Genomic DNA, 26,263 nt, shown 5'->3' on the forward strand with positions numbered 1-26,263 from the left:
TATTTTTATTACTATTTTTGTTTTAATTACTCAAAAATTAAATATTATAATAAAATAATAAGTGTAAACATTTTTTGAATATTTCTGGAAACTCTAAAAAGAGACTAAATATTAATTTAGTTAACGAGATTTCCATCGTGTATAACCATGGATCTAAAAGTTATTCATCTAAAGGGGATAGATTCTACAAACAGATACTGTTATAAGTTAGGTAAAGAAGGTAAGAGAAACTTAGTTGTTATTGCAGAAGTTCAAAGTGCTGGAGTGGGAAGACTTGGGAGGAGGTGGTATTCTAACTACGGTGGACTCTACTTCTCGATACTACTTGATTTAAAAGAGTATTTAAATGACAGGGAGGAAAGTATTGGTAAGTTGAACTTTATAGGTTCTATCTCCGTCTATGAGACGTTGATAGAGTATTTACCTAAAAACCTGCGAGAATCTATAGGTATAAAATTCCCCAACGATGTTATCGTTAGTGTCAATAGAGATAAAAAGATATGTGGTATCCTCTCGGAGATAAACTGGGATCATAAGTTTGTCGTCTTAGGGATAGGTATAAATATCAACAACCATATTCCAGAGGATCTAAAAGATACTGCAGTATCTCTGCGGGAACTGTGTAAAAGGGAGTACGATAGGTTTGAAATTTTCTATAGATTTCTCAGTAGATTTAAGGACAACTTCCATCTAGAGGATAGGGAGATTCTAAAAAAATATGAAAAGTACTCCAAAACCCTTGGTAGATACGTCAAAGTAGTAACACCAAATGAAGAAATAACTGGAACAGTTTTTAAGATTGACTATGGTGGAATATACCTCTCTACGCTGGAGGGCATCCGATATATAAATGTTGGAGATTGCATCCACCTTAGATGAATTTTAATTTTTCTATATTAGAAAGATGGTAATCTTAATAATAAAATTAACTACATCCTGTAGGGTGTTTCTAAGTACTATAAAATAAAAAGATGTTATTCTTTAAACAATAAAACTTTTTAAACTAGGAGCGACTATCGAGAATTCTAATAAAAAAGGAAGTGTAAATAATAGATAAAAATCGCTATTAATACATAAATAATTTTTTATTTTTTTAAAATTATAAATTATTAATAAATAATAAATAATTAAAATTAAAATAGGATTAAGATAAAAAATAAAAAAATAATAAAAAAAGTAATAGGTAAAAAAGATTAATAGAAATCCACTCCTACTTCTCCAGTATTCAGTGTAAACTAGAAGATAAGGATTAATTTTAACTTTTTTATTTTATCTGTGTCCGTTCTTTAACTACTTTTATATTTTTAGATTTTAATTATTTTTATAATGATTATCTTCTATTCAAGTTATTGTTGGCCCTAGTTTCTATCAAGTCAGTCTTCAGTAAAGATCCTGAAAGATATATAAGTTGTGTTTTTTACTATTCTTTTAATCGCTACTTTAATTAATAACACGGTTTATTATTACTTGTGAGCAAAGTAGCAGATGATCTTTAACTCATCATCCTCTATTTTATCATCTACCCTTACAAACCCATACCTCTCAAATTGGACGATCTCATCTACATTTACATTTCTAAAGTCCTTCTCTGCAAATCCATGACGTTCCCTTCCCTCTGTATCAATTACTACAGTCTTCACGGCATCCTTAACTGGTACCCAGTGTATTACCTTCCCCCTCTTCCTCCTAAGTATCCTGAAGTCCTCACTGTGATACCTAGCGTATATTACATCCCCCTCTATCCTCTCTACGACTATGTTGTACAACTCCATCAACCTGTACATCCCATTAACCTCTAACTTATCTGAGATATAAACCTCCCCTTCAAATGGAAGTTCCCTGGTACCTAAGTCCCTATCGGGGTGCATCCTAAGATAGAGTGTTTTAGGTTCTCCTCCCAACACCTTCAACCTCTTAGGATTCTCCACGAAGAAGAACCTCTTTGCATCCTTATCAATTATCTCCCTGTTTATAGCGTAGAGGTTCTCCCAGGAGTACTTTACATCTGCAGGTTTTATCCCGATCTCCAACATGGATCTGTATATAGCCTCAGGTTTAATTCCTCTCCTTCTAAGGGCTCTCAAGGTTCCCAACCTTGGATCGTCCCATCCACTGTACTCCCCCTTAATTATCCCCTCGTACATCTTAGAGGTACTTAGTACTGTCCCCTCTATCTTTAGAATACCGTAGTGGATATATTCGGGCATCTCCCATTGGAAGTATTCGTATATATACCTCTGTTTCTCCGTATTAACTATGTGATCCTTCCCCCTTAGAACATGGGTTATTCCCAGTAGATGATCGTCAACTGGAACTGAGAAGTTCATAAGGGGATAAACAATATATTTATCTCCAGTTCTTGGATGGGGAGTGTCCTCCATCCTAAATATTGGAAAGTCCCTAACAGAGGGATTTTTATGTTGTATATCAGTTTTCAGCCTAACTACAGCCCCCTCTAAACTGTTATCCAACATCCTCTCCCAGAGTTCCAAATTTTCCTCCACAGATCTATCCCTACACCTACAGGGTATCCCCTGATTTTTAAGTTCCCTAAACTCTTCAGGATCACATTCACATACGTAGGCATGCCCCATCTCTATTAACCTCTTACAGTGATCATAGTATATCTTCATCCTCTCAGATTGTATAACCTTCTCATCTACTCTTATATTCAACCACTCTAGATCCTCCTCTATCATTTCGTATGCCTCTGGAAGTACCCTCTTAGGGTCTGTATCCTCCAGTCTCAGTATGAACTTTCCACCGTACTTCTTTACGAAGTAGTCGTTAAGCACCGCTGCCCTACTGTGTCCTAAGTGTAGGGGGCCGGAGGGGTTTGGGGCGAATCTCATAACTACACTATCTTTAACATTCCTCAATATCAACTCCCTCTTTCTCTCTTTACTGTCTTCAACTATCATATCTGGAGCTATCTCCTCTAACTTCTTCCTCTGTTCTTCAAGGGGCATGGATTCAACTTCTTTGGACACCTCAAGTACTAAGTTATATATCTCCTTAGCCCTACTCCTTAGATGAGGATTGTCTGCCAATATCTTTCCCATAACTCCCTTTGGATTTACTTTCCCACTGTTTAAGATTGAACTTTGAAGTACATACTTAAGGATCATCTCTTTCAATATTCCACCTCTCTTTTTTATAAGGTTTAAATTATTATAATAAATAAAAAATAAAAAATTTAAATAATTATAATAAAAAATTTATTCCTGATACACCTATTGGAAGCATTGGAAAGGTTATTCAACATTTTAAGAATTATTAGATATTTCATTAATAACATCAGATTTATATAGTAAAAGCAATAAAAGAGATGATAAAATTAGGTGATACTGATGGAACATAAAATCTATTACGATTACGATACTCTACTTAAGAGGGCATTTAGCCAACTTCCAGAGGAAGTATTTAAAGATATAAGATTTGAGATACCACCTGCAGATAGTATTGTTGAGGGTAACAGGACTGTAATAAAGAACTTCAGGGATATTGCAAAGGTTATAAACAGGGATATACAGTTCTTTGCAAAGTATATAATGAGAGAGTTAGGTACTGCGGGAAATGTAGAGGGACAGAGGTTGATACTCCAGGGTAAATTTAATAACTACCTTATAAACAGTAAGATCAGAGAGTTTATAGAGGAGTATGTACTATGCGAGGAATGTGGAAAACCAGATACCAAGATCATTAAGGAAGGTAGGCTCCATTTCCTCAAGTGTATGGCCTGTGGAGCTATAAAACCTATTAAATTAATTTAATTTTTTCTAATTTCTATCAAAGTGATGGTTTAAAAAAAATTAGATAATAATAATTATAATTAAAAAACCCTAATTTCCATCAAAAAAATTCTGATAAGAATAACAATAATTATAAAAATAAAAGTATAAAAGGAAGGTATTAAAATCAGAATAAAGAGATAAATAGTCTCTCCTAGGGTGCTCTAAGATATTACGGAAGTGGAGTAGATCCTTCCTAATAGGTTGCTATTATTAATTTTATTAAAGGTATTATATTTTAATATTTTCTTAATCTTTTTATTATTTTTATTCTTTTAATCACTACTTGGTGGGAACTAAGGTTTTTATATTATCATTTTGATGGGAACTAGGGTTAATTAAAAAATATAAAATAAATTTATAACAATATAAGTAAAAAGTAAAAAATATTAAACTAAAAATAAAAGATTTAACAAAAATCACGCCCTGTTTCTCCAGTACTCAGTGTAATCCAGAGGATAAAAGCAATTTTTTACCTGTATTTATTTTTTATTTTAATTTATTTTTTAATTATAATTATTATTTTTATTTTAATGGAAACTAAGACTATAATTTTTAATTAGGTGAAAACATGAAAGGATTCTGTTATAGGTGTGGTTATGAAGGTGAACTAATAGAGGGATTATGTAAGGAGTGCTACGCCCAGGTGTATCCTCTGTTTCACGTACCTGAAGAGATAAAGATTGAAGTATGTCATATGTGCGGTTCCTATAAGAGGAGAACTTGGCAAGATCCAAAGGGTGAAGATCTGTACTCTATACTAGATGAAATAGCCTACTACGCCACAAAGGACAACTTAAAAAAGGCTCATAAAAATATAGAGATTGAAATAATACCTAAGGAGCCAGGGCAACTACCAGGGGGTAAGAGAACTAAGGTAGAGATCCCAGTGAGGGTAATTGGAAGGGGGAAGTTGCCAGGAGAGGATAGAGAGAGAACTATGGAGAAAGATGTAAAGGTACGTCTACAGATGGTCCAGTGTCCAAGATGTTCCAGGTATATGTCTAACTACTACGAGGCTACTCTCCAGATAAGGGCTATGAATAGGCCTCTAACTGAAGAGGAGAGAGAGGAGTTAGATAGGTTTGTAAGGAAGGAGGTTGAAAAAAGACTGAAAAAGGATAGAATGGCCTTTATATCCAAATTCATACCTAAGAAGGAGGGACTGGACTATCAAATTGGTTCTATGGGTGGAGCGAGAAACATAGCCTCGAGTATAAAATCTAAGTATGGAGGGAAGATCAAAGAAACTGCTAAATTAGTGGGGGTTGATAAGAACAGTGGTAAGAACCTCTACAGGATCACCATAGTTGTAAGGATACCTGAATACAAGGTAGGGGATATAGTCGAATATAGAGATAAGACGTACAAGGTGGTTTCCATAAAAGAGGATAAACTATACCTAGAGGATATAGCAGATAGGAGGGAAAAGATACCTGTCCAGTGGAGTACTGCCGAGAAGGAGACTAGACTACTAAAGAGAGGAGAGGAATGTCCTACCGCTACAGTTATCTCAGTCTCTCCAGAAACAGTTATAGCAATGGATGACAGTAACTACGAAGTATACGAGTACAATAACGTATTTGAAGATATCAAAGAGGGAGATACTCTGAGAATATATAAGAGGGATAATGTCAGTTATGTGGTTGGAGTGGATAAGAAGATGAAAAGAGAAGGGTAAGGGTTTTTATTAAAAATAAAAAGATGAAAGTCTTTTATTTAGCACCTTCTTAGTGTTTCTAGAGAGATGGAAGGAAGGGAAAATTCCCTACTAAGTAATAGAAGATATCACATTATTATACTAGGAATGTTTAAATAGTTTGCCTATAACTTTTATAGCCGTAAAATAAAAAATGAGAATTGTTAGGTAGTGTCTATTAACGGTAATTTTAGTCTAATTTCCTAGGTTTTTAATTTTTTTATATTAAAAAATTCCAATAGAATAATTATAATTATTATAAATATAAAAATTTAGAATAAAAATAGAATAAATTAATAAAAAAGAAAAAAAGACAAAAAACTTTCTTAAGAAAAATTATTTAATTTTTAATTTTTTATATAACAAAAAATAATAAAAATGATATTAGTCTAAAAACAGAGAAAGTTCTATTATCTATAAAACTCCTATTATCTATCACTGAATATTAAAGAAAAATATGTTCTCCTAACAGGTTTTATTTTATATTTTAATAATTATCCTGAAAGATGGAAGATAGATGTTATTAATGGCCTTATTTTTTGTTAATTAATTTTATTTAGGATTTATTTTAATTATTCTTTTAATATTAACTTAAACAATAGAAAACAAGATTTATACCTGGAGTGTCTAGTAGTTTAATGTTTTTTGTCAGTTTTACCCACTGCTCACCTTGGTAAGCCCTGCAACAAGACCACTGGTAGCACTCCTTCTACCAGTTAAACTGTTTATAAGTGAGGATTTGCCTACATTGGGATATCCTACTATTCCTACCTTGCCCTCTTGGATACTTTTGTCCAGTATCTGATACTTAAGACATTTTCAAAAAATAAAGATCTTATTAACTCCCTATTTCTGATTAACAATACTATCCTGTTAGGTATATCTACTTCATCCTCAATATTCGAGGATGTTCTTAAAAAAGTATTTATCTTTTTCTGATTTTAACAACTTCTTTTTAATCATATTTTATTTATTTTTATTTTTATCAGAACTTTATTATAAAATTATTTTTTAATGAATATTTAAAAAATTATTATAACTAATTTATCTTAAATTATGTAGTGATCATGGCCATTTAAACCTCTATAGGAGAATCAGACTTATAACCGTTAAGTTAATATACCATGGACCACTATGTAAAACCACCACATTTTTCTATTTTTTTATAAGATTATCACAATTAAAACACTCAGAAAGGGATAACTATGGGTATATACAAGTATATTCAGGAGGCTTGGAAAGTTCCAAAGGAATCTTATGTTAGGGACTTGCTAAGGGAAAGAATGCAAAAATGGAGAAGAGAGCCTGCAGTTGTAAGGATTGAAAGGCCTACAAGAATAGACAGGGCTAGGAACTTGGGATACACTGCAAAACAGGGGATTGTTGTAGTTAGAGTTAGAGTTAGAAGAGGTGGACTGAGGAAACCAAGACCTACAGGTTCCAAAAAACCTGCGACCTTGGGGGTTAAAAAGATTACCATGGGTAAATCTATTCAGAGGATAGCAGAGGAGAGGGCTGCTAGAAGATATCCAAACATGGAGGTACTGAATTCCTACTGGGTTGGAGAAGATGGTAAGTACAAGTGGTACGAGGTAATTCTAGTAGATCCTCACCACCCATCTATAATGAGTGATCCTAGATACAACTGGTTATGTACAGGGAAACATAAAGGTAGAGTATTTAGAGGGCTGACCTCGGCAGGTAAGAAGGGTAGGGGATTAAGAAACAAAGGTAAAGGAGCGGAAAAGGTAAGGCCAAGTATAAAGGCTAACAGAAGAAGAGGGAAATAAAAAATTTTCTTTTTTCTTTTTATAAATTATGGAATATAATTTTTTAAACTACAATAAAATAATAAAAAATTATTATAATTAAAAAATATAAATCTAAGAGGTTAATAAAGGTTAAAAAGGTAAAATCTGCCGTTATCCTCTGTTTCTATTGAACATGAGGGAGAAAGAGGGATATTTTCATTAACTCTACTTTGGGTTTTTTACTTTTTCATTTTTTATATTTTTATTATAAATCCAAAATGTTATGTGCATGACTATATTTATATTATATAAAATCTTATTATTTTTATAACAGCCCTATTTTTACCAAAAGTTAGTTTTTATGATATCTTTACTTATAGTATTTGTTAGATACTACTCTCGGTGAGAAATTATGGGAGATAAGAGTCCTATATTTCAAGAGTTTAAGGAGCATTCCATCTCGGAATTTTTTAGAAAAAATAGGCATATGCTTGGATACAGTGGGAAGTTAAGAAGTATGACCACGATAATCCACGAGTTGGTAACTAATGCCTTAGATGCCTGTGAGGAGGCAGAGATACTACCTGATATCAAGGTGGAGATTAAAAAACTTGGGACAGATCACTACAGAGTTGCTGTAGAGGACAATGGACCTGGTATACCTCCAGAGTTTGTTCCTAAGGTATTTGGTAAGATGCTGGCAGGTTCTAAGATGCACCGTTTTGTCCAATCTCGAGGACAGCAGGGTATTGGAGCTGCAGGGGTACTTCTATTTGCCCAAATAACCACTGGAAAACCTCTGAAAATAACAACTTCTACTGGAGATGGGAAGATCCATGTAATGGAGGTGAAGATGAGTATTGAGAAGAACGAGGGGGATATTCTATCTCATGAGGTGAAAAAGGGACATTGGAGGGGTACAAGGGTAGAGGGGGAGTTCAAAGAGGTTACTTACAACAGAAGGGAGCAGGGGCCCTACGAGTACCTCAGAAGGATAAGTTTATCCACTCCTCATGCAAGGATAACACTTGTAGATCCAGAGGAGACTGTTGTATTTGAGAGAACAGTCGATAAGATCCCTGCACGTCCCGAGGAGATAAAACCTCATCCTTACGGTTTAACTCCCGATGAACTTCTCTACATATCACGAAAGACTAATGCGAAGAAGATCTCTAATATGTTAGTTAAGGAGCTCTCCAGGGTAACTCCACAGAGGGTTAAAGAACTTGAGGATTATATACTTAGAGATAAGATACTGGAGAGATATAGAGGGAGTGCACTTTGGGATCTAATAGTAAAGTGTTATCTCAATGTAGATATTAAGAAATACCTAAAGAAGTTCTCCCAGTATTTGGATAAAAAGGAAATAGAAGAAGTTAAAGAGATAATAAAGGCTCTACCGGAGAGTTTGTCCCAATTAAAACTCTACTATCTAAAATATTTAATAATGGAGTACCTGATAAATAAGTTAAGTGAAGAGAAACTGAAGGAAATTAAGAGGCACTTCAAAAAGAAACCTGAAAACTTCATAGATTTTGCAGAGAGGAACTATCTAAGTGCCTCTACAATGGAGGAGTTGAAGAAAAAACTTAGAGAGATCACTAAAAAACCTAAGGAGTTTGTAGATGCATTGAAAGATAGAGGTATGCTATCTGAGAAGGAGTTGGAGGAACTTAGAAGAGAGATAAAGAAACTCTTAGATAAATCCCCCAAGGAGATGGGTTGGGAGGATGCAGAGTTGATCGTAAGGGCACTTCAGGATATGGAGTTTATGGCACCCTCCTCTACTGGACTGAGACCTATAGGTGCAGAGAATATTGAAAAATCTTTAAAGATGATCCTCAAACCTCAATTTGTAAAGGCAATAACGAGGAGGCCTAAAACCTATAAAGGAGGAATACCCTTTGCAGTTGAGGTAGGTTTAGCCTACGGTGGTGGTGCAGGAAGGGAATCTGATGGTACTAGAAAAATGGAGATAATGAGATTTGCGAATCATGTACCTCTACTCTTTGATGCATCAGGTTGTGGTATAACTAACGCTGTAAAGAGTATAAACTGGAGAAGATACGGTCTTAAAAACGAGGAGGATGTACCTTTAACAGTATTTGTAAATCTTATCTCTACCCATATACCTTACACCTCTGCGGGAAAACAGGCTATTGCCTGCAGTCCTGAAGAGAACGAGGAGATATACAACGAGATTAGACAGTCTCTTATGTTGTGTGCAAGGGAACTTGAGAAGTATCTATCGAAGATAAGGAGAGAGAGGGAAGAAGAGAAAAAAAGGAAGTATATACTTAAGTACGCCACCATATTTGCAGAAGGGTTGGCCAACATAACTAACAGGCCTAAAGAGGAGATAGAGAAAAAGATAATAGAGTTGCTAAGTTGATGGTAGATATAATAAAATACTTAAAAGATTCTTTTTATTTTTTAGTGTTTCAGGATATATTCAGAGAGTAAAACCAGGTTTATATTTATTATTTTAAATAAAAATAATTATTATAAAAATTATAATAATCAATATAATGAAGAAATCGTTTAAAATTAAAAAAACTCCTATCCCATCTTAAATATAAATTTTTTTAAAAGTAAATTAAACAGGATATGTATTCTTCGATCAGTCCTCGACTCTTATCTTCTAGTGTTTATAAAGCATTCTCTCCAGATAGATAGATTATAATAACTGTTTTAATGGCAACTAAGGTTTTATATCAATAACAACTTACTTTTATAATAATTTGGAGAATCTGATTATTGACAGACAATAAGTTAGCGAGATATAAAAATATAAATACCCTTACCTAAAACTCTTTGGGATAAGATGTCTAAAAAGGTAGTAGTAGGAGGCACCTTTGATATTCTTCATAAGGGACATAAAGAGCTTTTAAAATATGCATCTCAACTTGGAGAACTCTACGTAGGTATAACCTCAGATAGGTTTGTAAAAACCTACAAATCCCACAGTGTAAATCCTCTAAGTGTCAGATTGAAAAATTTAAGGGATTTTTTAGACACTCTAAAGGTGCCCTACCATATAGTAGTAATAGAGGATCCCTACGGAGACGCCACAGTTAAGGACTACGACATCATAGTAGTTACCAAGGAGACAGAAAAAAATGCCAGAAAAATAAACGAAATAAGGGTAAAAAATAACTTAAAACCTTTAGAGATAGTGGTTTTTGAGTACGTAGTAGGTGAAAATAATAAACCAATATCTACTACGAGGATAAGAAAGGGAGAGATTGACACAGAAGGAAGGCTTTTAAAAAGGCAATCTGGTGAATAGATGGAGATAATGTTTGTAATAGTTTCCCTGATCTCTATTGGTTATATCTCGAAGTATTTAGGGATACTTAGAGAGGAGGATAGATCTGTACTAAACAACGTAGTAGTATATATTGCCATGCCTTCAACTGTATTTCTGACTATACTAAAAAATGTGTCTCTTGAGGAGTTGCCCTTATTTATAAAATTACCTATTTTAATATTTTTTATCTTTACCTTATGTGGTATCGTTGGCTATATTCTTGGAAGGTATTTGAAATTGGAGAGGAGATCCATAGGTGGGTTAATCTTAGTCTGTGCCTTGGGGAATACTGGGTTTTTAGGTTATCCTGTTATCTATGGGTTCTACGGCGATCCAGGTCTTGTAAGGGCTATATTCTGTGATATGGGAAGTGTTATCGCCAGTCTTTTAATAGGGACATTTGTAGGGATAACCTTTGGAGAGGGTATAAAGGGAGAGGGTAATACTTCTATTTATATAATAAAGAAACTTCTAAGATTTCCCCCCTTTATAGCATGTATTTTAAGTATCCTCTTTATAATTCTCGGTATTGGGGTAGAGGATATCCCAACTTTTTTAGTTGATACCTTAAATTACCTCTCTAAGGCTACTGTACCTCTCATAATGATATCCCTAGGGTTGTCCCTATCTCCAAGTTCTACAAAGTTCGGTATTAAGTATGGGATCCTTGCACTTTTAGTTAGAATGGGTATCGCTCCACTTTTGGCGGCAATTCTCTCCATGATGTTCCTCCTCGAAGGATTGGAGAGGAATGTGTTAATCCTCCAATCTGCAATGCCCTCTGCAATGATGTCCCTTGTCTTTTCTCTCTTATACAGATTGGATATTAAGTTGGTAGCCTCGGCATGTTTTATAACAACGATAATCTCACTAATACTACTACCGATTTTAAAGGGAATATTAACATTGGTGATATAGGGGTGTTGTTCCTGAAGTAATAAATAATCCTTATATATGAGTAATAACTAATAGTTAAAATAATAACGAACATCCAAGAGATGGGATTATGAATAATAAATATATTAGAGTATTATTGTTAATGTCAATACTCCTAATGCCGTTATATGTGTATGGAGAGGGTCTAACGATTGAAAGAGCCTGGTTGGGAGTATTTAAATATAACGGTACCTACTACGATCCTCTAGGGAATACATTTGAGGGAAATAATTCATACCAAGGTCCACACTATTATTATGTTGTTATAAACTATGAGTTAAGTAATGGAGAGATAATAAGACAGATAATAGATATAAACGATGAAAATGGGACTACAAATCCAGCACCCACTGCATTAGTATCTTGGACAGCACCAAATGGAACAAAGTATACAATATTTGAGAGAAATAATGGAAACACCTATAATCTAACCCAACTCCCATATATTGCAGAGATAGAACCAGGTTCCATAGTTGAAATAATAATGAACGACAACTATAACGATAACAACTATGCAGATGGATATTGGAAAATAAATGTATCAGAAAATGGAATAGAGATTATTAGAGCTTGGCAAGAGGGAGGTTACTTCCATAACTTATCCTTTGTCTTTGAAAACTTAAATAGAAGTAACACCTCGAGAGTATTTATGCCATATAAATATCCTAATGAGAATATCTCCTATAATGGGTCAATACTTCCTAATGGCTCCCAGCCTATTATAAACATCATAGCTAGATACTCTTACGGAAACACTAATACAGTGAAAGTCCCCATCCCCATAGGTGCAGTAATAGTATCTATCGTAGTTGTGCTGTTGATGGCGTATAGAAAGGTGTAGAGCAAGATTAAAACATTTATAGTCTATTTCTAAATCTTTTTTTAATTTAGGAAATTTTAATATCTTAGTCTCACCAAAGTAAAAAATAACAAATAATGATCTAAATGGGATGAAACTCTGTGATCCTCTCTTTTCAGATATCTCCACTACAGCCGAGGATAGGATCTCTTAATAGGAAAATTCATCTCCCCAAGTTCTAGGAATGTTCTAAGAGAAGTTAGTAGCCTTTTTATTATTTTTTACTTCCTATGTTATTTTCATAATTACATTTTTTATGTACCTGACTATAAATTTCATCTTATTAATATAAAAACGAATAAAGTAAAATAATAAAATTTTTAAAACCAAAAAAGTAATGATAAAAACATGTACAATAAAGTACTCATAAGATACGGAGAGATAGGGTTAAAATCCAGAGATACCAGGAGAAGATTTGAGAATATTCTTAAAAACAACATTAAGTTAGCTCTTAAGAGGTACAACATAGAGGGCAATATAAAAACAATCCATAGGAGACTACTCTTAGAGGTAGAAGATAACAACTTAGATAGAGTTATCTCCATCTTAAAAAAAGTACCAGGTATTGTATCCTTTAGTCCCTCTGTAGAGTGTAATCTAGATATGAAGGAGATAGAGGAGACTGCCATAGAGGTATTTTTCAGAAAGATTGAAGAGTTGGGGAATGGTACTATAACTTTTAAGGTAAAAACTCAGAGAGTTAAGAAGAACTTTTCCTTAACATCTGTAGAGATAAACAGGCGTATTGGAGAGAGTATATTGAAGAACTTCCAAAGAGTTAAACCAGGTGATATTACTCTAAAAGTGGACCTAAAGAACCCTCAAATAACCCTTGGGATAGAGATCATAGATAAGGCCTATATATTTACAGAGGTATTTAGAGGTGTAGGAGGTCTACCTGTCAACAGTCAGGGGAAAGTTTTAGTACTACTATCTGATGGAATCGACAGTCCAGTGGCTGGTTTCCTTATGATGAAAAGGGGTTGTGGTACTGTACTTCTTCACTTAAAGATCAGTGATGAGGGATTGGAAAAGGTTAAGAGAATATACGAGGTACTTAAAGATTACGATCCAACTTCAAAACTTGTAGTCTTTGATTATAGGGAGATCCTCAAAAGTATAAGGGAACTTCTGGAGGAGATAGGTAAGGAGAAATATACCTGTATAATATGTAAGAGGATTATGTTAAAAATAGCCCAGGAGTATGCAAGGAGGTTTAACTGTGAAGGTATAATAACAGGAGACAGTATAGGACAGGTTGCATCTCAGACTTTAAGAAATATTTACGTAATTAGTGAAGGAGTATCCTATCCTATATTCCGCCCCCTCATTGGGCTAGATAAGGTGGAGATAATGGATATTGCAAAGAGGATTGGAACTTACGATATATCCACAAGTAAAGAGATAAGATGTTTTGCAGTGCCTAGACATCCTATAACTAAGGGAGAGGTTGAGGAGGCTAGGGAGTTGGAGAAGTATATTATGGATAGAATAGAGATTAATAAAATCTTCTCAGATAATAATAAAAATTATAATTAACCAAATAAAAAAGTTTTAAAAACTTACCTTACAAATCTCCAGACTAACCTTTTTATCCTACTCAAAATACTTTCCTTATGTACCTCTTCGATCTTACGTATATCCACATAGGAACCTACAATCTTGAGGGCTAAATTCATATGGGCTACTGCAGAGGGTGATTTTGGAGCGTACTCTATAACACTCATCCTCTTCAATGTAGCATTTCTTATATTCTCATCTTCAGGAATTGTGGAGATAACCTTCTCTTCTATAATCATCTCTATTTCATCAACACCCATCTCTCCAAAATCCCTACCAATTCTATTTAAAACCACCCCTAAGATAGGAGTCCCAGCCATTTCACTACTCTGTTTTATCTTAAGACCATCGGATATAGAGAACAGTTCAGGTGTCAAGACGATAAGGACTTTATCTGCAACTGCTAAATGAACTGCCATGTCCCTGTTTAATCCAGCGGGAGCATCTATAAGCACGTAGTCGTAGTTATCTGCAATATCTGATATTACCTCTGGAAAAAGATCTAAATCTGATCTCTTATATCCCTCAATGGACAAACTTGTAGGAAGTACATAGACACCTGTTTTATGCCTATATATGGCCTCTCTAACGTCATGTTCACCTGCTAGAACTTCATGTAAAGAGGGTTTCTTCTTTTCAAGGTTGAATATTATACCTAAGTTGGCCATGGAGATATCTCCATCTACCAGGAGAACCTTTTTTCCAATCTTCGATAGTGCCACTCCTAAATTAGCAGTTACAGTGGTTTTTCCCACCCCTCCCTTTCCAGAGGCTACTGTAATAATCATCAGGATCACCAAAAATTAAAATGCGTATACTTGTTATCTATTTATCCAGTAATTCTCCATCATCAATAACTGTCAAAATGCTTTCCAAAGGATAATAAAAGATGCAAAAGGATTAATCTCTTTATTATTTCCTCTCTTTAATGTACTCATAAATGCTGGGAACAGTATAAAATTCTACTGACTATCCTTTTTATAAATCTTATATTATATTATCTTTTTTATTATTATAAAATAGGGAAAAATATTCTAGTTATGTAGGGATTGGAGTTAAGAAATGTCAACTAAAAAGTTAAAAACTTCCCTTTTATCTTCTAATCAGAAACATTCTCAAAAAAGAGGATATTTAAATATAAAATTATCTGGAAACTTCAACAGTTCCCACTCTAAAGAGAGCCCTTACAGGAACCCCTCCTATCTCCTCGATACCACTTTTATCTATCACCACTATAGCACCTTTAGGATCTCCTATACTCTTTACATAGTTTATAGTTTCCTTAATGGTGTTTCCAGAAGTTATTACATCGTCTACTACAACTATACCTTTACCTTTCATACTCTGGTAGTTATGCCCTATAAAACCTGTAGTCTTATCCCTTCCATGAAGGTGCTTTTTAGGGACGTATATGGAGAAATTCTTGTTTAACTCCTCGGAGATCAGGATACCTAAAGGTATTCCTCCTGTAGATATACCAAGCACTACGTCGAAGTCCATATCACTTAACATATCGCACATTATAGAGGTAATACATCTCAACCTCTTTGGGGAGATCTTAATATCGTCCCAGTTGACGAAGATATCTGTTTTTTTCTCCGCCTCCTTCTTTATCTCCTCAGACTCCTTTAAAAGTTTCTCTCCATTTAGTACTAAGTAGAGGGCAGTATCTACAGATATGTTCAACTCCTCTGCAATATCTACAGTTGTAAGACCAGCGTCTCTAAGTTCAAGTACCTTCTTTATTAAACTCTTCTTCATAGTATACACCTTTTCATAGCGTACTAATGTTATTATTGATTAGAGTAATTTTTAAAACTGTTATTTCTTGAAATATCCTAAATTAGGTGGTTGGATAGAAATCTTAATTATTCTCCAGTAAATTTTTCTTATATCTTATTCACCACAACCTCTAGGGCCTTCATAAAGGCATCTTTTTCAGGTATTACAACTGCAACTGGTACCCTTACAACCTTTTCAATACTAGAACTTACTATAGGTGCACATATTATTGCCTTAACTCCTTCTCTCTCTGCCTGGATAGCAGCAACTATACAGTCCTCCAGGGAATTTGCAGGATACTCCTTCAGTAGATACTCCTTACCCTGGACTTTAAACACCTTAGTTTTTATATTATTTAGAGAGGGCCTTGCTGCAATAACTGCTATCTTATCAATCTCCTCATCTTTCATTTCAAATCTCTTCACCGTATCTATTATTTTTTTAAGGGTAGATACTCTAAAATCTCCCCCCTGAACTATCTTATATAGGGTACTGTATGGAATATCTGATATCTCCGAGAACTCCTTCAGAGAAATGTTAAGTTCCAGTAGTATTCTTTTAAATTCCTCGGGAAATCTATTGGAATCTATACTTAACAGGAGTCTTTCGTAGGCTCTCATGCTCTCTCCCTTAACTCCCTCTCAAACTCCTCTGAGGCGTTAACCATAACCTTCAACTTTTTATATGCTATATCTACAGGTAGAAGTCTCATACCACAGTCTGGATCCACCATCATATACTCATTTAACCTCTTCAATATCTCTTCATTACTCTGGACACCTGAAAATAAAGGATTATTCTTCAAGATCTCTAGAGCCTCATTTAGTAGGTTCTTAACATCCTCTATAGACTCTACAGATTTTACTTTAGTGTTTATACACCCAAAACCTATTTTCTTATTAATCTCCTCCAATATATCTAAGTTTTTTCTATTGGATGCGAACTCATGATCTAAAATATCTACGTTGAAGGTATTTAACTCTTGAAATATACTTGAGACGTCTCCACATACATGTAGAGCCACAGGTACTTTGATATTTTCACATATCCTTTTAATCGCCCTCTTTGCAGTATCTAAATCGTAGAGGCCTGTAGATAGAATAGGTTCATCTATCTGTATCATAGATACATAATCCTGGATAGACTCCACCTCTCTCTTAAGTGCATTTGCTAGATCGTATATCAAAGTTTCATCCCTGTTGTCAGTGTAATAGTCTTCTACCCTTACAGATCCTGCAATAGTACAAGGGCCTGTTATTATCCCCTTGATTCCCTTATCTTTGGAGTATTTGCTTATAATCTTCTTAACGAACTTTATATCATTTAAGGTAATAGGTTCAACAAATTCAACCTTTCCCACAACTCTCTTACCATCAAAACCGTAGAGATTATTTACAAATATCTCTACCATATCTCCCCTTACTTGTCCATCACTTACTATATCAATACCTGCATCTAACTGATCCCTAACTGCCCTCTCAATGGCATATTTGTACCTGTCATAGATACCAAAGATATCCAATACCCTCTCCCATAGACTTTCAGGCTCCTTTATGACCACTGGATAACTACCAACTACAGTTTTTATCATAATAACCACTAAAGATACGTCCCTTTTACTCCATTATAGGTTCCTGTCAATGAGAATGACTTTTATACTTGGTTATTTAATATTATTACGACGACTATATTTTTTTATTGGAAACTCTCTAGTTTATAGGTTCCGATGGTTTTTTTACCTAATAGTTCTTATAAATTATTGAAGTTAAAAATAATCCCTAATAATTTTCTCAGAAGCCTTTAAAGACATCCCAGGAAAAAGTAATAAGGTAGATAATGAGTTTTTTACTTCATCTATTTTATTTTTTAATTAAAATTATTATAATATTTATTATAATGTTAATCAATTTCAACGTAAACATCTTTATTCTTCTTCATAGCATCTAAAAGTTCCTTACCTATTTTACTATTCTTGTTTATCCTCACCACCCCATCAGATCCCACTGTTGCATGACATAGAAACTCACCATCTACGTAGATCTTAATATTGCTCCCTACCATATCCTCCCCAACATCTACTATAACATGCCTCTCAGTTTCAACCAACTTCGTAGTCTCATAATCATTTATATACTCGTAAGTTATAAACCCTCCCTTTTTATCCTCCTTCTTCTCAACGTTTATTCTAAGTCCTAAGTTATCCTCTAACTTTGCTATTTCTTTTCCTCCCTTCCCTATAACTGCAGGTACATACTTCTCAGGTACTATGAGATCTATAGTGTGATCGTCCTTTACATTAACTTCCATACTCTTTTTAATTTTTCTAGGTAGATAAGCACCTAAAACCTTCTTTATCTCATCCTCTGCATACTTATATACTGGAGGCTTAGTATTCTCCTCCTCAATCGGCATAACTATAACTTCCTCTCCATAGGTATATATCTCGTACTCTGTTTTTCCAGTCTCGAAGTCCTTTACCTCTATAACTGGTCTGGCTAAATCTGCCTCCTTCATACCATGAGGTACCTTAACAGTAAATTTGATCTCGTATACCTTCTTGATCTTACCATCCTCTAAGAATATAACGGTATCCACTATCTGAGGTATAATACCGAGATCTACCCTACCTATGAGACGTTGAATGGCATCTATAGGTTTTGAGGCGTGAACTACCCCTACCATTCCTACTCCTGCCATCCTCATATCTGCAAATATCTCGAAATCCCTAGTCTTCCTAACCTCGTCGTATATGGTATAATCTGGTCTTACCAGTAGTAAGACATCACAGGTGTTCTCCATACTACCTTCAAGAGGAGCGTACTGGGTAATTAACTCATCCACCTGGAGATCCCTTGGGTTCTCCATAGTCTTTACTATCATGTTGTTATTACAGTAGAACTTTGCCAGTGCAGAGACGAATGTAGATTTTCCACTTCCTGGGCTCCCAGAGACAAATATTCCTCTAGATTTATCCTTCAACCTCTCCAACAGTTTATCTGATAGTTTGTAATCCTCAAGGGATACCTTGGCGATAGGTCTCACAGCAGTGATCTCAAGGGCCTCTGAGAAGGGAGGTCTTGCTATTGATATCCTTATATTACCTAACTGTATTACTGTGGCACCTCTCTTCTGTATCTCGATTAACCCGTTGTTCTGCTCCGTGTATTTTAATATATTATCTATAAGACGTTCCATATCCTCCTTGGACAGTTTCTCATCAGATACTGGGACTAATTTTACATTACCTGGTTTACCCCTCTTTGCATAAGGTATACAGTTTTCCTTTAGGTGTATGGACATGGTGTTTTCATCGAAGTACTTAAGTATCTCCAACTCTACCATCTCCTCCTCGATCTCTAAATAGTAAGCCTCTATACCTTGGGCTCTGGCAAGGCTGTACTGTATCCTATCACTGGTGAGTAGAACAGAGTTTGTTTCCTTTGCAACCTTTCTGATCATGGCGTCTATCTCTCCAGTCTTGGCAAGTTGTATTGCATCTATAGAGGGCCTCTCACCGTAGTACTCTATTTCTATGTTGTGATCCTTGGAGATCTCTACAAGTCTAGTAAGTTCCTCTATACCTAGAAATCCTATTTCTCGACCTTTGTTTGCCTGGGCTTCTAACTCTGCTACTACAGGTTCTGGAATTATAATCTTACAGTCTTTTATTACTCCATTTTTTATAAGTTCAGATATCCTTCCATCTATTATTACACAGGTATCAACAGTGATGTTTTTTCCCTGTAAATTTATCTTTTCCTCTTTTTCCATAGTTATATCACCTGAAAATTTAAATTATTTAAAATATCTTTTAAATTATTTTTAATTTCTTTTTATAAAAAAGTTTTAGATAAAAAAGATGAAGTCTACTATAGTAATAATTGTTTATATTTATACTTTATTCTTTTCAGAATTTTCATAAATAAAAAAAAGAAAAAAAATATTAGAATTATGCTGCCTCTTCCTCAGGATAGGCAGGTAATTTGTGTTCTGTTAAATCGAGACCTATCTCTTCCTCCTCCTCAGATACTCTAAGACCTCCAGTTACAACTCCAACTACCTTGGCAATTATATATCCTAAGGCTACACCATACACTATACAGAAGATAGATGCTACTATTTGACTGACTATATTAACATCCCCAGTACCTCCCAGGGCTGTCATTCCAAAGATACCTGCCAATATTGCACCGATAACTCCTGCAGTTCCATGGACTGGTACTACACCACATACATCATCTAACTTCATATTCTCCAAGAGTCTATATACAAGGGGCACCTGGGCACCTGCAATAAGACCTATAATTAATCCTCCAATTGGACTGACTATATCTGTTCCAGCACAGATTGCTACTAAACCAGCAACTAAACCGTTGGCAGTAAACAGTACATCCTTCTTTGATGCTATAAGTGCACCAATACCTCCCCCTGCCATGGCCAAAGTGGTAGTGGCACATACCAATCCACTTATATCCTGCAAGGCTAAGGCACTACCTACGTTGAATCCATACCATCCAATTGCCAGGGCAAAGGCTCCAAAAACTGCCATAGGTATGTTGTGTCCCAAGATAGGAACAGGTTTTCCATCTTTAAACCTACCCTTTCTTGGTCCCAACGCTGCAATAGCTCCTAAGGCTAAGAACCCTCCTAAACCGTGAACTATTAAACTTCCAGCATAATCATGCCATCCTACTATACTTGCGCCCCATGGACCTAGATATACGAAGAAGGGATACAAAAAGGCAGTAATTAATATAGATATTAACACATAGGCACTGAATCTTATTCTCTCGGCAACACCCCCTGAAACTATAGTAGCTGCAGTTGCTGCAAACACTAAGCCAAAGAACCAGTTTGCCAACTCAAGACCGTTATTCTCTAAAAATGGAGCCGCACTAAATATCTTTCCCCACCAGGCTATAAAATCACCTGGATTTAAAGAGGTACATAGTATATAACCTATAAACAACCATGAAACACATCCAACTAACCAATCAACCATGTTCTTCATCATAACGTTATTTACGTTTTTACTCCTAACCTGCCCTCCTTCCAGCATCGCAAATCCTAACTGCATTAAAAATACCAACACTCCCATAACAACGAGGAAGAATATATCTCCTGCTGTCATTAATTGAGTAAGCGCCTCTGTAATGTTCATCTCAGCCATATAATCACCCCATCTAATTTATTACAGTGCCTCTCCATCTCTCTCTCCAGTTCTAACTCTTACAACAGACTCCACAGGTATTACGAATATCTTACCATCTCCATGTTTCCCAGTTTTTGCATTTTCACAGATTGTCTTAATAACATCTTCAACATCGGAATCTTTAACAACAAGTTCAAGTTTTACCTTTGGTAGCAGATCTACGGTGTACTCTCTTCCCCTATACCTCTCAGTCATACCCCCTTGTAATCCCCTTCCTCTTACGTCACTTACTGTTAAACCAACATATCCCTTCTCTGCTAAGGCATTTTTAACGATCTCCAATCGCTCTGGTCTTATTACGGCTTCTATTTTCTTCATATTATCACCTAAAAAGAGGAATAGGAATTCCTATTCCTAATTCTTATTTTATTATATATATACTTTTCCTTAATCTGTTAATCTAAATAAAAGGATTTAAATTAAAAAAGTGTTATCAAGTAAGGAGTTGTACCTTGAACAGCTATCAAGGTTTCAATAGCAACTATTATAAAATAAAAATAACCTTAGTTCCCATCAAAGTAATGATTTGAATAATTAAATAATAAAAAAGACTAGAAAAAACCTTAGTTCCTACCAAGTGTGATTAAAAGAACGATGAAAATGATAATTGTTGTAATAAAAATCATGATTAAAATAATCAGTATAAAATCTATATAAAAAATCATTAAATATCCTAAGATCTTTCTGAACACATAGGTAAGATAAGGGACCATATTCTGGTATCCACTAATTAGAAGGTATTCAGAGGATCGTTCTCCTTTAATATTATTTTTAAAATTTTTTGTATCTAGGATAATAGAAGTTTTTTATTTTTAATTTCTTCTAATTTTTTTAATTATTATAATTTTATTGATCATTATTATTTTTAAACTATTTTTTTGATGAGAACTAGGATAATGATCATTATTATGATAAAATAATAAAAGTTTTAAGAGAAATAAAAAATGAATAAAATTCTGATAGAGGCAGAAAAATAAAATAACCTTTTTTGGACACTGAAGAAACAGAGGTAGGATTACTTTTTAATTTTTTTTAGTTTTTATCCTTATTTTTATTTTATTAATATTTTTTATATTATCACTGGTGGGAACTAGGGTTATAATCCTTTAATAAAAATTAATAATAGCGACCTGTTAGAAAGGATATACTCCACTTCTCCATAGTGTCTTAGAGCGTCCCAGAAAGATTATCTTTATTTTAATTTTAATGCCCTCACTTATACTTTTATTTTTATAATTATTGTTATTCTTATTAGAATTTTTTTGATGGGAATTAGGGTTAAAAATAATCAAAATTAGATTAAAAATAGAAATATCTTAAAATTATTAATTAAAAGAATTAATTATGATAATAAAGTAAAAAATTTTCATTATCTTTTGGATATCCAAGAGTACTATGGATTCCTGTATACTCTTTTTTATTTTTTATTCTTTTTTTAATTTTCTTATTAAAAAAATAATAAATAGTTATTTTATCCTGACTCTATTAACCTTCTTGGACTGCCAGGAGTATCTCCTTATCCTCTTGCTAGCCCCAAAACCACAGGCTGCACAGACCTTCTTTCTAACATGGTAGGCTCTTCTACCACATCTTCTACATCTTATATGTTTAGATCCCTTGTTGTGTTTTCCCATTGAGGGAGTACCTTTACTCATAACACTTCACCTTATCCTCTATTTAGAGGGATACAAACTGTATGTTGTCTCCCCTAATTACGATCATTTGGAACTCTTTATCGTCCTTGTCAAACTTGGCATTTTCAAGGGCTATGTTTATATGTAGATCGTATGCCTTCAATATACCCTTTACTACGGTACCATCTTTTAAATAAACAGTTACATTTGTATTTATAGCCTTCCCTAGGATATCTAAGGGCCTCTGAGTATTTATCATCCTATCACCTTTTAAATTATTTGATATTTATTAACTTCCCTTAACTTTAAGTTCGTGGTATATATATGTCCATTTAAGTTTCCTTGGATCTCTTCCTAGTTTGTAGTTTTTCTCACACTTTGAGGAACAGAAGAGTAGTACAGAACCATCTTTTTTTACATATCTCTTTCCAGTACCAGGTTCTATTTTTCCTCCACAAAAACTACACCTTTTCCACTCCATAAAACTTCACCTATCTCCTTTTACCTAATGGTTTAGCCTCTCTCTCAGTTTCCCTGAGCATTATAATATCTCCAACTTTTACAGGCCCCTTAACATTCCTCGTTAGAATACGACCTGTATCCCTCCCCCCTAATATCTTACACCTTACCTGGATTATCTCCCCAGTAACCCCTGTCCTTCCAATTACCTGGATTACTTCTGCCGCTGTGGCTTCTTTATAGACCATTTCATCCTCAGACATGTTACCACCTTAGATATTACCTTACTCTTTTAACGCCTTTATCTTCTCCACCAACTCCTTTAACTCCTCAGGATCGTCTTCTTCAATAATTGCAACTGAGGATGCTGCTACCTCTATCCCTGCAGCTTTACCTAAATTCTCCTTTGTAGATACGTAGGTGTACGGAATATTTTTCTCCTCACAGAGGTATGGAATATGTGCTACTATCTCCTCTGGTTGAACGTCTTTAGCCAAAACTACTAATTTGGCGATACCCCTTTCAACAGCCTTTGTAACTTCATTTGCCCCTTTTCTGATCTTTTTAGCTTTAGATATTAATTCGAGAGTTTTTTCCTCTATCTCTTGAGGCACATCAAATTTTACATATATAGCCATATATCTCCCTCCTTATCCTTTTAAAAATAATATATACGTTTTTCATCCATTTTGGCCCACTCATATCATCATGGTATAAAAAGAGTGGTTATATCCCTATTCTTTGAAGTTATATTTATAGATTATGGTTAAAAATAATTCATATTAACAATAGGCATCTATAAAATTTTGTGTTATTACCGCTTAAAAAATAAAAGATTAATAAAAAATAATTATAATCATTATAATAAATATAAGAAGTTATTCTCCAATACTATCACTATCAACATTTATTATTTATCATTGAAATTTTCTAATAGTTTTTAAAAGTGTGAGAAATTCAAAAGAACTAATTTTTACTAACTACTTAACACATTTTCTGGGAAAACAGGGTTTAAATAACTTTGTTAATAATCCCTGTCAAAAAAATTCTAATAAAATGGGGTTATTATAATTATAAGATTAATAAATATAAAAGAGAGCCCTAGTTCCCATCAAAAGTAATAATATAAAAAATAATAATAAAATAAGAAATAAGAATAAAAACTAAAAGTATAAGAAGAATGTATTAAAATTAAAATAAAAGATAATCTTTCTGGGACGCTCTAAGATACTATGGAAGTGGAGCAGATCCTTTTTTAATAGATTACTATTATTAATTTTATTATTTTTTAATATTTTTATTATTTAAATCATTACTTTGATGGGAATTAAGGTTTATTTTATTATTATTCCTCTTAAGATTTTTATTATTTTTTATTATAATATTTTTATTTTTATTATTCTTCTAATCACAGTCTTGATGGGAATTGGGGTTAATAAAATTAATTAAAAATCTTATATTAATTCGGATAATAATAAGATATAAAAAAATAATAAAAAATTGTTAAAAAATAAAAAACTTCTATATGTCCTTACAATATAAAAATTATATATAAACAGGGATAGTTCTCCCTGTCTCTGAACATTGGAGGGGTGATCCCCTAAATAGAATTTTATATTTTATAGTAGGATTTTCTGTCTTATTCTCCTACCATTTTGTTTTATTGTTTTTTAATTTTTTATTATAATTACTTTAATTTTTAATTAACTACTTTGATAGGAATGGGGTTTAATGGAAATAAATTAATATTTTATTATAATATTACTTATTACTCCTGGCTGATAAGATACCAATTACTATAATCATTGTATTGTTCTACCCAATATTCCAGGTGACAAGTTGATTCTAAAGAATTGCAGAATAGTGACCAACAACCAAATTGTAGAGGGAGATATACTAATTGAAGATGGAGTTATAAAAGAAATTAAAAAAGATATTAAAAATGGAGATACAAAGGTGGATCTGAAAAATAAGATAGTTATTGGAGGAATTATAGATGCCCATGTCCATTTTAGATATAACAACGTTAAAAAGGAAGGGTTTATATCAGGTAGTGAGGCCGCTATAAATGGAGGGATAACCTACGTTATAGATATGCCAAACGACAACCCTCCAATTACCACAAAGGAAAGGTTCTACAAGAAATATAGGGAGGGGAAGGAGAAGAGTAAAGTGAATATAGAGTTTAACTACGGTGTAACAGAAAATAACTACTTAGATAAGATAGAGGAGGCAAAATCCTATAAGATATTTATGGTTGAATCTGTTGGAGATCTCTTTATAAGTGATTATAGTAAGTTAAGGGACATTCTCAATCAGGATAAGATATTTACAATCCATGCTGAACATAAGGATGTGATAGAGGAGAATAAAAAAAGATATCCCTTAAACTCCTGGATAGATCACTGTAGGATAAGAGATAAGAGGAGCGAGGTGGAGGGAATAAAGGAGATCTTAAGATGTTTAGAGGAAATAGAGAAGTTAGGGAATAAAAAACCCCATATCCACTTCTGCCATATCTCTACAAAGGAGGGGTTGGATCTGATAAAGAAGGCGAAGGAGAGATTTAAAAATGTTAAAATCACCTTGGAGGTTACTCCCCACCACCTATATCTAAATATGGACATGGCCGAGGAATTGAAGGGATTAGGTAAATTCAACCCTCCTTTGAGAACCAAGGAGGACAACAGGGCACTTATGAGGGGATTAATAGAGGGAAGTGTGGATATTGTAGCAACGGATCATGCTCCCCATACCTACGAGGAGAAGAGTAGGGATGTAAGGGAATGTCCATCAGGTATTCCAGGTGTTGAAACCTTTCTCCCGTTGATGTTGAACCTTGTAAATAAAGGGATGATATCTCTATTTCGTCTTGTAGATCTCATCTCCAACAAACCTGGAAGGATATTCCATATAGACAACAGATTAAAGGAGGGAAAAACTGCAAACTTAACTGTTATAGATCTAAAGAGGGAGATTACAATAAAGGGAGAGAGGTTTAAATCTAAGTCTAAATTTACACCTTTTGAGGGCTGGAGAGTTAAAGGAGTACCTATCTATACATTGGTTAACGGTACTCTCTATGAGACGTCTTTGGTGGATTTGTGACTAAATGATGAAATATTCAAATAAAATAAGGAAAAAGTAAATCTCGCTGTATCCTTTACAATACTTCAGGTACTAGAAAAACAGAAGATTGAGATATTATTTTTTATTAAATCTTTAAAATTAATAATAAAAATAACTAAGTTAATTGTAAAAATAAAAATG

The 26,263-nt window shown here is 33.9% G+C and carries 23 protein-coding genes and 1 pseudogene; 10 read left to right on the forward strand and 14 right to left on the reverse strand.

Features of this window, described 5'->3' with window-relative positions:
- Positions 1 to 147: 147 nt before the first annotated feature.
- Positions 148 to 879, forward strand: coding sequence for a biotin--[acetyl-CoA-carboxylase] ligase (locus CFE53_RS00815; protein WP_148120000.1), 732 nt, complete (start codon positions 148 to 150; stop codon positions 877 to 879).
- A 584-nt stretch (positions 880 to 1,463) separates the two neighbouring features.
- Here the strand turns inward: CFE53_RS00815 and CFE53_RS00820 are convergent.
- Positions 1,464 to 3,137 carry a glutamate--tRNA ligase gene (locus CFE53_RS00820; RefSeq protein ID WP_148120001.1) on the reverse strand — a complete coding sequence of 558 codons (1,674 nt, stop codon included), beginning with the start codon at positions 3,135 to 3,137 and terminating at the stop codon, positions 1,464 to 1,466.
- Between the two features lie 213 nt (positions 3,138 to 3,350).
- Here CFE53_RS00820 and CFE53_RS00825 point away from each other — a divergent pair, with 213 nt between their 5' ends.
- Both CFE53_RS00825 and CFE53_RS00830 read left to right on the forward strand, forming a co-directional pair.
- The gene (locus tag CFE53_RS00825) at positions 3,351 to 3,773 is read left to right on the forward strand and encodes a translation initiation factor IF-2 subunit beta (protein WP_148120002.1); all 423 of its coding nucleotides are present in this window, start codon (positions 3,351 to 3,353) and stop codon (positions 3,771 to 3,773) included.
- Between the two features lie 589 nt (positions 3,774 to 4,362).
- Positions 4,363 to 5,472, forward strand: a complete 1,110-nt coding sequence (locus tag CFE53_RS00830; protein WP_148120003.1) for a 60S ribosomal export protein NMD3 — start codon at positions 4,363 to 4,365, stop codon at positions 5,470 to 5,472.
- A gap of 631 nt (positions 5,473 to 6,103) precedes the next feature.
- Here CFE53_RS00830 and CFE53_RS00835 read toward each other — a convergent pair.
- Positions 6,104 to 6,273, reverse strand: a pseudogene (locus CFE53_RS00835) (GTPase); the annotation flags it as partial.
- Positions 6,274 to 6,695: 422 nt separating this feature from the next.
- Here CFE53_RS00835 and CFE53_RS00840 point away from each other — a divergent pair.
- The 6 genes from CFE53_RS00840 (at position 6,696) to thiI (ending at position 13,885) form a co-directional block, all read left to right on the forward strand.
- Positions 6,696 to 7,280, forward strand: a complete 585-nt coding sequence (locus tag CFE53_RS00840; RefSeq protein ID WP_148120004.1) for a 50S ribosomal protein L15e — start codon at positions 6,696 to 6,698, stop codon at positions 7,278 to 7,280.
- 373 nt (positions 7,281 to 7,653) lie between these two features.
- On the forward strand, positions 7,654 to 9,633 hold the full coding sequence (locus CFE53_RS00845) for a DNA topoisomerase VI subunit B (protein WP_148120005.1): 1,980 nt from the start codon (positions 7,654 to 7,656) through the stop codon (positions 9,631 to 9,633).
- 432 nt (positions 9,634 to 10,065) lie between these two features.
- Positions 10,066 to 10,530, forward strand: a complete 465-nt coding sequence (locus tag CFE53_RS00850) for a phosphopantetheine adenylyltransferase (RefSeq protein ID WP_148120006.1) — start codon at positions 10,066 to 10,068, stop codon at positions 10,528 to 10,530.
- Complete coding sequence (locus CFE53_RS00855) at positions 10,531 to 11,469, forward strand: AEC family transporter (protein ID WP_148120007.1); 939 nt, start codon at positions 10,531 to 10,533, stop codon at positions 11,467 to 11,469.
- Positions 11,470 to 11,590: 121 nt separating this feature from the next.
- Positions 11,591 to 12,328 (forward strand): hypothetical protein, encoded by a 738-nt coding sequence (locus CFE53_RS00860; protein ID WP_253254777.1) that lies wholly within the window; start codon positions 11,591 to 11,593, stop codon positions 12,326 to 12,328.
- Positions 12,329 to 12,694: 366 nt separating this feature from the next.
- On the forward strand, positions 12,695 to 13,885 hold the full coding sequence (gene thiI, locus CFE53_RS00865; RefSeq protein WP_148120009.1) for a tRNA uracil 4-sulfurtransferase ThiI: 1,191 nt from the start codon (positions 12,695 to 12,697) through the stop codon (positions 13,883 to 13,885).
- A 23-nt stretch (positions 13,886 to 13,908) separates the two neighbouring features.
- On the opposite strand, the gene minD is transcribed toward thiI, so the two are convergent.
- The 12 genes from minD to rpl7ae all read right to left on the reverse strand — a co-directional run bounded on the left by minD (position 13,909) and on the right by rpl7ae (position 23,631).
- The gene (minD, locus tag CFE53_RS00870) at positions 13,909 to 14,694 is read right to left on the reverse strand and encodes a cell division ATPase MinD (RefSeq protein WP_148120010.1); all 786 of its coding nucleotides are present in this window, start codon (positions 14,692 to 14,694) and stop codon (positions 13,909 to 13,911) included.
- Positions 14,695 to 15,049: 355 nt separating this feature from the next.
- Positions 15,050 to 15,667: an orotate phosphoribosyltransferase-like protein gene (locus CFE53_RS00875; protein ID WP_148120011.1), complete on the reverse strand. Its 618-nt coding sequence runs from the start codon at positions 15,665 to 15,667 to the stop codon at positions 15,050 to 15,052.
- 128 nt (positions 15,668 to 15,795) lie between these two features.
- On the reverse strand, positions 15,796 to 16,308 hold the full coding sequence (locus tag CFE53_RS00880) for a helix-turn-helix domain-containing protein (RefSeq protein WP_148120012.1): 513 nt from the start codon (positions 16,306 to 16,308) through the stop codon (positions 15,796 to 15,798).
- Positions 16,305 to 17,279: a methionine synthase gene (locus tag CFE53_RS00885; protein ID WP_148120013.1), complete on the reverse strand. Its 975-nt coding sequence runs from the start codon at positions 17,277 to 17,279 to the stop codon at positions 16,305 to 16,307. The genes CFE53_RS00880 and CFE53_RS00885 overlap by 4 nt, the downstream gene beginning before the upstream one ends.
- Positions 17,280 to 17,587: 308 nt before the next feature.
- Complete coding sequence (locus CFE53_RS00890; protein ID WP_148120014.1) at positions 17,588 to 19,459, reverse strand: PINc/VapC family ATPase; 1,872 nt, start codon at positions 19,457 to 19,459, stop codon at positions 17,588 to 17,590.
- Between the two features lie 178 nt (positions 19,460 to 19,637).
- Positions 19,638 to 20,858 (reverse strand): ammonium transporter, encoded by a 1,221-nt coding sequence (locus CFE53_RS00895; protein WP_148120015.1) that lies wholly within the window; start codon positions 20,856 to 20,858, stop codon positions 19,638 to 19,640.
- A 21-nt stretch (positions 20,859 to 20,879) separates the two neighbouring features.
- Complete coding sequence (locus CFE53_RS00900; RefSeq protein ID WP_148120016.1) at positions 20,880 to 21,218, reverse strand: P-II family nitrogen regulator; 339 nt, start codon at positions 21,216 to 21,218, stop codon at positions 20,880 to 20,882.
- A 1,148-nt stretch (positions 21,219 to 22,366) separates the two neighbouring features.
- Positions 22,367 to 22,555 (reverse strand): 50S ribosomal protein L37e, encoded by a 189-nt coding sequence (locus CFE53_RS00905; protein ID WP_148120017.1) that lies wholly within the window; start codon positions 22,553 to 22,555, stop codon positions 22,367 to 22,369.
- Positions 22,556 to 22,577: 22 nt separating this feature from the next.
- Positions 22,578 to 22,793: an LSM domain-containing protein gene (locus CFE53_RS00910; RefSeq protein WP_148120018.1), complete on the reverse strand. Its 216-nt coding sequence runs from the start codon at positions 22,791 to 22,793 to the stop codon at positions 22,578 to 22,580.
- Positions 22,794 to 22,823: 30 nt separating this feature from the next.
- The gene (locus CFE53_RS00915) at positions 22,824 to 23,015 is read right to left on the reverse strand and encodes a 50S ribosomal protein L24e (protein WP_148120019.1); all 192 of its coding nucleotides are present in this window, start codon (positions 23,013 to 23,015) and stop codon (positions 22,824 to 22,826) included.
- 10 nt (positions 23,016 to 23,025) lie between these two features.
- On the reverse strand, positions 23,026 to 23,256 hold the full coding sequence (locus tag CFE53_RS00920; protein ID WP_148120020.1) for a 30S ribosomal protein S28e: 231 nt from the start codon (positions 23,254 to 23,256) through the stop codon (positions 23,026 to 23,028).
- Between the two features lie 21 nt (positions 23,257 to 23,277).
- A complete protein-coding gene (gene rpl7ae, locus CFE53_RS00925; protein WP_148120021.1) occupies positions 23,278 to 23,631 on the reverse strand; it encodes a 50S ribosomal protein L7Ae in 354 nt (117 codons plus the stop codon).
- Between the two features lie 1,201 nt (positions 23,632 to 24,832).
- On the opposite strand from rpl7ae, the gene pyrC reads away from it, so the two are divergent.
- Positions 24,833 to 26,101, forward strand: coding sequence for a dihydroorotase (gene pyrC, locus CFE53_RS00930; protein ID WP_148120022.1), 1,269 nt, complete (start codon positions 24,833 to 24,835; stop codon positions 26,099 to 26,101).
- Positions 26,102 to 26,263: the final 162 nt, after the last annotated feature.

Source organism: Methanofervidicoccus sp. A16, assembly GCF_003351865.1.
Classification (GTDB): Archaea; AGJL01; Methanococci; order Methanococcales; family Methanococcaceae; genus Methanofervidicoccus.

What these genes read in the sequence shown, in the direction of transcription:
- CFE53_RS00815 (WP_148120000.1), top strand. Translation starts at nt 148, where the DNA reads ATGGATCTAAAAGTTATTCATCTAAAGGGGATAGATTCTACAAACAGA.
- CFE53_RS00825 (WP_148120002.1), top strand. Translation starts at nt 3,351, where the DNA reads ATGGAACATAAAATCTATTACGATTACGATACTCTACTTAAGAGGGCA.
- CFE53_RS00830 (WP_148120003.1), top strand. Translation starts at nt 4,363, where the DNA reads ATGAAAGGATTCTGTTATAGGTGTGGTTATGAAGGTGAACTAATAGAG.
- CFE53_RS00840 (WP_148120004.1), top strand. Translation starts at nt 6,696, where the DNA reads ATGGGTATATACAAGTATATTCAGGAGGCTTGGAAAGTTCCAAAGGAA.
- CFE53_RS00845 (WP_148120005.1), top strand. Translation starts at nt 7,654, where the DNA reads ATGGGAGATAAGAGTCCTATATTTCAAGAGTTTAAGGAGCATTCCATC.
- CFE53_RS00850 (WP_148120006.1), top strand. Translation starts at nt 10,066, where the DNA reads ATGTCTAAAAAGGTAGTAGTAGGAGGCACCTTTGATATTCTTCATAAG.
- CFE53_RS00855 (WP_148120007.1), top strand. Translation starts at nt 10,531, where the DNA reads ATGGAGATAATGTTTGTAATAGTTTCCCTGATCTCTATTGGTTATATC.
- CFE53_RS00860 (WP_253254777.1), top strand. Translation starts at nt 11,591, where the DNA reads ATGTCAATACTCCTAATGCCGTTATATGTGTATGGAGAGGGTCTAACG.
- thiI (WP_148120009.1), top strand. Translation starts at nt 12,695, where the DNA reads ATGTACAATAAAGTACTCATAAGATACGGAGAGATAGGGTTAAAATCC.
- minD (WP_148120010.1), bottom strand. Translation starts at nt 14,694, where the DNA reads ATGATTATTACAGTAGCCTCTGGAAAGGGAGGGGTGGGAAAAACCACT.
- CFE53_RS00875 (WP_148120011.1), bottom strand. Translation starts at nt 15,667, where the DNA reads ATGAAGAAGAGTTTAATAAAGAAGGTACTTGAACTTAGAGACGCTGGT.
- CFE53_RS00880 (WP_148120012.1), bottom strand. Translation starts at nt 16,308, where the DNA reads ATGAGAGCCTACGAAAGACTCCTGTTAAGTATAGATTCCAATAGATTT.
- CFE53_RS00885 (WP_148120013.1), bottom strand. Translation starts at nt 17,279, where the DNA reads ATGATAAAAACTGTAGTTGGTAGTTATCCAGTGGTCATAAAGGAGCCT.
- CFE53_RS00890 (WP_148120014.1), bottom strand. Translation starts at nt 19,459, where the DNA reads ATGGAAAAAGAGGAAAAGATAAATTTACAGGGAAAAAACATCACTGTT.
- CFE53_RS00895 (WP_148120015.1), bottom strand. Translation starts at nt 20,858, where the DNA reads ATGGCTGAGATGAACATTACAGAGGCGCTTACTCAATTAATGACAGCA.
- CFE53_RS00900 (WP_148120016.1), bottom strand. Translation starts at nt 21,218, where the DNA reads ATGAAGAAAATAGAAGCCGTAATAAGACCAGAGCGATTGGAGATCGTT.
- CFE53_RS00905 (WP_148120017.1), bottom strand. Translation starts at nt 22,555, where the DNA reads ATGAGTAAAGGTACTCCCTCAATGGGAAAACACAACAAGGGATCTAAA.
- CFE53_RS00910 (WP_148120018.1), bottom strand. Translation starts at nt 22,793, where the DNA reads ATGATAAATACTCAGAGGCCCTTAGATATCCTAGGGAAGGCTATAAAT.
- CFE53_RS00915 (WP_148120019.1), bottom strand. Translation starts at nt 23,015, where the DNA reads ATGGAGTGGAAAAGGTGTAGTTTTTGTGGAGGAAAAATAGAACCTGGT.
- CFE53_RS00920 (WP_148120020.1), bottom strand. Translation starts at nt 23,256, where the DNA reads ATGTCTGAGGATGAAATGGTCTATAAAGAAGCCACAGCGGCAGAAGTA.
- rpl7ae (WP_148120021.1), bottom strand. Translation starts at nt 23,631, where the DNA reads ATGGCTATATATGTAAAATTTGATGTGCCTCAAGAGATAGAGGAAAAA.